At 64.1% G+C, this 443-nt stretch carries 1 protein-coding gene; it reads right to left on the reverse strand.

What is annotated here, in order from left to right:
* The coding region (locus tag KDL01_RS47245; protein WP_281415872.1) for a solute carrier family 23 protein at positions 1-443 on the reverse strand (443 nt) is incomplete at both ends.

Raw genomic sequence — 443 nt, forward strand, 5'->3', positions numbered from 1 at the left:
ACCATGCCCAGCATGCGGATGCCGGCAGCGGCCACCATGCCGAACATCACGATGCCTGCGCCACCCAGCACGTATTGCGGCACCGATGCCACCACGTACGACAGCTTCGGAAACAGCCCCAGCACGATCAGCAACACCCCGCCGGCGGCCGCCACATAGCGCGAACGCACGCCCGTGATCGACACCAGCCCGATGTTCTGCGAGAACGACGTATGCGGGAACGTGTTGAACACCCCGGCCACCACCGTCGCCAGGCCGTCAGCGCGCAGGCCGTTGGTCAGTTCATTGCGCGAAATCGGCTTGCCGACCACGTGCGCCAGCGCGAGGAACATGCCAGTCGATTCCACCAGCGTGATCACGATCACGATGCACATCGAGATGATGGCCGACAGCTCGAACTTCGGCATGCCGAAGTAGAACGGCGTCACCAGCGTCACCAGGGG

The organism is Actinospica durhamensis, assembly GCF_018139695.1.
In the GTDB taxonomy this organism is placed as follows: domain Bacteria; phylum Actinomycetota; class Actinomycetes; order Streptomycetales; family Catenulisporaceae; genus Actinospica; species Actinospica durhamensis.